This window comes from Thermodesulfobacteriota bacterium (assembly GCA_036397855.1).
Lineage (GTDB): Bacteria > Desulfobacterota_D > UBA1144 > Nemesobacterales > CSP1-2 > DASWID01.
This window is the reverse complement of sequence record DASWID010000056.1, coordinates 1-4,454: the sequence shown is the minus strand read 5'-3', so window position 1 is coordinate 4,454 and position 4,454 is coordinate 1. Positions and strand designations below refer to the sequence as shown.

Genomic DNA, 4,454 nt, shown 5'->3' with positions numbered 1-4,454 from the left:
GAATCAACAGTGTAACCGAAACTACACCTGAGTAGAACCTTCTTCGTCAACACAAAGAGGCCATGACCCTTCGCTACCACTATTTCTCCAGGAAGATAGAGCTCCCCAGATGCTTCTCGAGAATCTAGGAGCACATTTATAGAAACAATATGGTCTAGTGAAATCCTCTTCAAATCGCCTTTTAGTTTCTCAATAGCTAATCTCAATAACCCATACTTCATCGCTTCAGAAAGCGCACGATAATATGCAAGTTTCCCCACCAACTCCCTATCTCTTAAGCTATAAAACAGTTTGTCAAAATGGTTCTTTGCCTCACTTCTGATATAATCCTCTTCGACTCCGACTATATAGCCAGTCCTTGCGAGTGTTTCCTTTATATTAGGATTATATGTCATGAGGTGTGGAATAAGCTCATTCCTGATTCTGTTCCTTAGAAAAACTTTCTCTTTGTTCGAAGAATCTTCCATCCACTCTATACCCTTTGATCTCAAGTAATCCTCGATATCAGATTTCTTAACCTCAATCAGGGGCCTAATTATATCATCATTTACGGGAGGTATTCCCGAAAGACCGAGTAATCCACTTCCGCGAATGAATCTCATAAGAACTGTTTCAGCCTGATCATCAAGCGTGTGAGCAGTAGCTATCTTATCCGCATTATACTCATTTAAAACTTCTCTCAGAAACTTATATCTGAGCTCTCTTGCAGCTTCTTCTAAAGATAGATTGGCGCTCTTTTTAAACTCAATCACATTTATTTCCCGTAGTTCAAAGGGAAGACCTAATTTGTCAGCAAACTTACGCACATGTGCAGCGTCTCGGTTTGATTCCTCCCTTCTTATGCCATGATTAAGATGGGCCACAATCAGTTTTAGTCGAAAGTCTGTCAGCTCCGTCAATACATGGAGCAAACCAAGTGAGTCCGACCCTCCTGATACACCTACCACAACACACTCCCCCGGGATGAGCATGTTAAATTTTCTTATCGTCTTACTTACCAGACTTAACATTTTGGGATTGATTATCGGCAAGCCCGCCAGAGATTATAATCCTGAAGGCATCCTCTGTGCTAATTGGAAGCTCCCTAATGTCCTCTTCAGGAAGCATTATATAATACCCACTAGTCGGATTAGGGGTTGTAGGAACGAAAATACCCACTAGATTTTTGCCCGAGATATTACGATTAGCATCTTGTTTAAGTGTCCCGGTAACAAAGCCTATCGAATAAACACCTTTCCTTGGGTATTCAAACATGACGACCCTTTTAAGACCCTTAAAACCAGTTGTTAGAAAAATACTTTCAATCACCTGCTTGGAAGCTGTATAAATCGTTCTAGCCAGAGGAATTCTTGCAATAATTGATTCTCCGATTGCCAGTAGTTTCCTGCCCGTATAAAATCTCGCAATACTCCCAACAAAAAGAACTATAATGATTGTTCCAGTGAGTCCGATCGCAAAAGTGGAAAGTTGAAACAGAGATGGATGAAGCTGCGAAAGAGGTCTGATCAGAACCTTAGCCGGCGCAGCGCTCAAGAGTTCGACTATCCATTTTCCGAGTGTGAAGAGTATAAAAACCGTGAGACCAAAGGGAACGGTCACAATAAGGCCAGCAAGGAAATTTTGCCTAAACGCATTACTGATTCGATTCATTCACTAACGTGTACTTCATTTATAGAGTCGCGAAGGAATCTGCTTGGCTTGAACGTCACGACTGTCCTATCAGATATTACGATCGCGCCACCAGTGGCTGGATTTCTTCCCTTTCTCGCCTTCCTTTTTTGAAGCCTGAAACTTCCAAAGCCGGGAATTTTAATTCCTTCGCCATTAGCAAGTTTTTCTTTAACCGTCTGAAAGAAAAACTCAACAATCTCAGCCGATTCACGCCTTGAAAGTCCTATCTTTACGTGTATTACATCTGCTAGTTCTTTTTTTGTCATATCTTTCCCCCTTAGATTTTACGTAATTCTGCGCCAAAGGCCAAATTCAGCCTTTCTAATGTCATGGCCTGCAGTTGATTCACATCTTCATCCGTAAGTGTTTTATCAGCGGCCCTTAAGATCATAGAAACAGCAACGCTTTTTTTACCCTTTTCAACCGAACCACCTTTAAACACATCAAATACACCTACGTCCTCTATCAAATTTGATTCTACGCTTCTTATCTCACCTACTATGTCACCTACAGGTAATTCTTCATCCACTACGATGGCAATATCTCTTCTCACGAACGGAAATCTGGGAATGGGTCCAAATTGTAACTCTTCTCCAACGTAAAACTCTGCAAATTTATCCAAATCAATTTCAAAAACATATATACCTTGTGAAATATCCATTTTTTCCAAAATCTCAGGATGAAGATGACCCAAAATCCCAATTTCCTCATCCTGGATTAAAACCCTTGAGGATTTACCTGGATGAAGGAAACCGACCTGTTTTGTCTGCTCAAATCGCAGCTTTTTCGCAAGCGAATGTAATTCAAAAATTCTCTCAAGAACACCTTTTAAATCATAAAAATCGAATTCGGCTTTTTCCCATAATTCCACTTGTCTCTCGCCAGTGGCAGCAACCACAAGTTTAGTGATCTCCTTTGGCAACACGTTTCCTTCTGGAATATAAACCCTTCCAATTTCAAAAACCCTTATATCATTTATTTGACGATTCAGGTTAAGACTAACGTTTCTCATTAATCCAGAAAAAAGGCTAGTCCTCAACACAGATCCTTCATTACTGAGCGGATTCAATATCGCAATGGGTTGAGTAGAATTAAACAGTCCAAGATATGCAGGGTCATCAAAACTGTAGTTTATAACTTCAAGAAAACCATAGGACATTAGTATTTGCTTTATCCTGTTTTCAATGATCTTTTCTATTTTTGATCCTTCTGTTTTCATAACAACAGAAGGTAGGGTTGTCGGGATTCTGTTATACCCATAGTGTCTTGCCAGTTCTTCGATTAAATCCACTTCTCTAGTAATATCCACCCTAAAAGTCGGGATCATAAACATTAACTCTTCACCTTTGGCCGCTTTTCCCTCGATATCAAGTCGTTTCATAATCTCTATGACTTCATCTGGCTCGATTTCAGTTCCGAGTAGATTGTTAATACCTTTTGCGGAAAGCGTTATTTCCCTTCTACTGACAGGACTTGGATAAACATCGACGGTACCCCTCGAAATTGTCCCTCCTGCGAGCTCTCTCATGAGCTCTGAAGCCCGGTCAAGCGCTCTTACTACTCCGTTTATATCTACCTTCCGTTCAAACCTGTAAGATGACTCTGATTTCAAATTTGTCCGCTTAGAGGTCCTTCTTACCCTAACAGGACTGAAAAATGCGCTTTCAAGTAAAATGTTTTTGGTAGCATCTGAGACCTCTGTACTTGCCCCTCCCATCACACCAGCCATTGCAATAGGCTTTGAAGCATCAGATATGATCAAATCTTCATAGATTAGAACTCTCTCTAGTCCATCGAGTGTTTGTATTACTTCACCCTCATTTGCGGATCTGACAATTATCTTATTTCCTTCGATTAAATCATAATCAAATGCATGAAGTGGTTGACCCAACTCTAACAGGACAAAGTTTGTTATGTCAACGACGTTATTGATGGATCTAATACCAGAATTCTCGAGCCTCGTTTTCAACCAGTTAGGCGAAGGAGCAATCTTTAGGTCGGTAATTACCCTGCAAGAATATCTTGGACAGCCTTCGGAATCCAATACATCAACTGTAGCCAATTTATCTATATCTTCGCCCTCTTCTAGTAATTGAAATTTTGGATATTTGAGCCCCGATGCAAAAACTGCCGCTACCTCCCTGGCTATCCCGATCACACTCAAGCAGTCCGGTCTATTAGGTGTTACACCAATTTCCAATACTACCTCATCAAGTCCCAACGGATTGACAATACTGCTTCCAACTTCAGAGTGTTCGGGAAGTATGATAATCCCCTCGTGATCATCGCCTAAACCCAATTCAACCTCGGAACATAGCATGCCTTCCGACAACTCTCCCCTTATCCTCGTCGTCTCAATTGTAACCCCCTCTGTAAACTTCCCACTCCTTGGAAGCCTTGTACCAGGTCTAGCAAGCGCCACTTTATCATTAACCCCCATATTTTTTGCGCCGCAAACTATCTTATAGCTTTTGGTACCATCCGATACATCGCAAAGGAGAAGCGTTTTTGCACTCGGGTGTGGCCGTATATCTAGAATTTCAGCTACGACTATTTCCTCCAACCCCTTCCCTAGATATTCGAGCGATTCAACTTCAAGACCACTCATAGTAAGCCTTTCGGCCAATTCCTCGGGAGGGGCATCAAAATCAACATATTCTTTAAGCCAACTTAGAGTAAATCTCATTTTCTTAATTTTACAAAAGTAAATAATTACATATTGTTAGAGCCGGTGTCAATATCAAAATTCCTCCCAGCGATCAAAATAACATAATAAGATTCAT

Annotated in this window: 4 protein-coding genes; all 4 read right to left on the bottom strand. The window is 40.9% G+C overall.

Annotated elements, in window-relative coordinates:
* Positions 1 to 1,010: tRNA lysidine(34) synthetase TilS (gene tilS / locus VGA95_04270; protein HEX9665756.1), on the bottom strand; the 1,010-nt coding region annotated here is incomplete at its 3' end.
* Positions 991 to 1,650 carry a DUF502 domain-containing protein gene (locus VGA95_04265; protein HEX9665755.1) on the bottom strand — a complete coding sequence of 220 codons (660 nt, stop codon included), beginning with the start codon at positions 1,648 to 1,650 and terminating at the stop codon, positions 991 to 993. The genes VGA95_04265 and tilS, both read right to left, overlap by 20 nt.
* Positions 1,647 to 1,937, bottom strand: a complete 291-nt coding sequence (locus VGA95_04260) for an integration host factor subunit alpha (protein ID HEX9665754.1) — start codon at positions 1,935 to 1,937, stop codon at positions 1,647 to 1,649. Before VGA95_04260 ends, VGA95_04265 begins: the two co-directional genes overlap by 4 nt.
* Positions 1,938 to 1,948: 11 nt before the next feature.
* Entirely contained in the window at positions 1,949 to 4,357 is a 2,409-nt protein-coding gene (pheT, locus tag VGA95_04255; GenBank protein HEX9665753.1) for a phenylalanine--tRNA ligase subunit beta, read from the bottom strand.
* Between the last annotated feature and the right edge of the window lie 97 nt (positions 4,358 to 4,454).

Bases quoted from the DNA above. Each gene is read 5' to 3' on its own strand.
- VGA95_04265 (HEX9665755.1), bottom strand. From the start codon at position 1,650: ATGAATCGAATCAGTAATGCGTTTAGGCAAAATTTCCTTGCTGGCCTT.
- VGA95_04260 (HEX9665754.1), bottom strand. From the start codon at position 1,937: ATGACAAAAAAAGAACTAGCAGATGTAATACACGTAAAGATAGGACTT.
- pheT (HEX9665753.1), bottom strand. From the start codon at position 4,357: ATGAGATTTACTCTAAGTTGGCTTAAAGAATATGTTGATTTTGATGCC.